Here is a 1,540-nt window from a genome sequence, read left to right on the forward strand (position 1 = left end):
CTGCTGCCGCTGCTGCGCGGCCTGGGCGAGCGGCGCCTGGACCTGCTGATGGTCAGCCACGCGGACCAGGACCACGCCGGCGGCACCGGCAGCCTGCTGCGGGGCCTGCCGGTCGAGCGGCGGCTCGGGGCGGTGCCGGGAGCGGCGGGCTGCCGCCGAGGGCAGCGCTGGGCGTGGGACGGCGTGCGCTTCGAGGTGCTGTGGCCGCTCGAGGCGCCGGCGCCGCGGGAGAACGCGGCCGGCGCGAAGCGCAACGGGGCTTCGTGCGTGCTGCGCGTCGACGCGGCGGGGCGTCGCCTGCTGCTGACCGGCGACATCGAATCGCCGCAGGAGGCGCAGCTGCTGCGCCTGGCCACCGAGGCCGGGGTAGGGACCGAGCCGGAGACCGAGACGGAGGCGAAGGCGGAAGACTTGCGCGTGGAGGTGCTGGTCGTGCCGCACCATGGCAGCCGGACCTCGTCGTCGACCGCCTTCGTGCAGGCGACCGCGCCGCGCGTGGCGGCCCTGCAGTCCGGCCATCTGAACCGCTTCGGTCATCCCCGGCCCGAGGTGGTGGCGCGCTACCTGGCCGCCGGCGCGACGGTGCTCAATACCGTCGACTGCGGCGCCTGGCAATGGCGCAGCGACCGTTGGACGCAGCCCTTGGCCGATTGCGAGCGGACCCGGCGCCGCCGCTACTGGTTGACGGCGCCAGCGGTGCCCGCGGCACCTGCCGCATCTGCCACACCTGCCGCCGCGATGGCCGCATCGTCGGCGTCGTCAGCGTCCGCGGAAGTCGGAGAAGGGGAGGGTTCCGATCCGGCCATCGAAGCAAGCTCGCCTTGACTTCAGCCGCCGTCGTTCATCGCGCACGAGGGTGCGTGCGCCACGTCGTGACGCCGCGCTGGCGGCTGACGCGGGCACCTGCGGCGCTCAGGCTGTGAAGACCAGCGCGATCTGCTCCGGGATGCGGGTCGCGCTGGCTTTGCGGGCCGGTGCCGGTTCGGTCGCCTTCAGGTGGTCGACGAGGAAGCGCGCCGTCTCCGGCGAGCGGCTCATCTCCGCCGCGACCACCGCCTCCAGCTCGGACGGCCTCACGTCCATCGCCGCGCACAGCTTGAGCAGGCGCGCCTCGAGCTCGAGGTAATGCCGCTCGATGCCGTGCTTGCGCGGGAACAGGCCGATCACCTGGCCCACGCGCAGCAGGTGGGCGTCCAGCAGCGCGACCTCCTCCGACGCCGACCAGCCCCGCACGATGGCCGACGCCGTCTTCGGCCCGATGCCGGGCAGGGCCATCAGCCAGTTGCGCACCTCCTGGCCCGCCTCGAAGTCGGGCGCCGAGAGCAGCGCCGGCATCACCGCCGCCAGGTGCCTCGCCTTCTGCGCCGCGAAGCGGAAGCTGAGCGCACGGCCCTGCACGTCCAGGGGCTCGCTGAGCCAGGCGTTCAAGGTCGCCTCGCAGACACCGGGCTGCACGAAGGCGCCGCGCTCGCGCACCCGCGCGAAGGCCGCCTGGCCCACGGCCGCCGGGATGCCGGGGCCGCCCAGCAAGGCGGCGCCG

The 1,540-nt window shown here is 74.6% G+C and carries 2 protein-coding genes; one reads left to right on the forward strand and one right to left on the reverse strand.

The window, feature by feature from the left end; genetic code table 11:
* Positions 1-825: ComEC/Rec2 family competence protein (locus FUT87_RS26445; protein ID WP_186830780.1), on the forward strand; the 825-nt coding region annotated here is incomplete at its 5' end.
* Positions 826-912: 87 nt separating this feature from the next.
* On the opposite strand, the gene FUT87_RS26450 is transcribed toward FUT87_RS26445, so the two are convergent.
* Positions 913-1,540, reverse strand: a 628-nt coding sequence (locus FUT87_RS26450; RefSeq protein ID WP_147242907.1) for an 8-oxoguanine DNA glycosylase, incomplete at its 5' end; no start/stop codon positions are given.

Source organism: Mitsuaria sp. TWR114, from assembly GCF_007997345.1.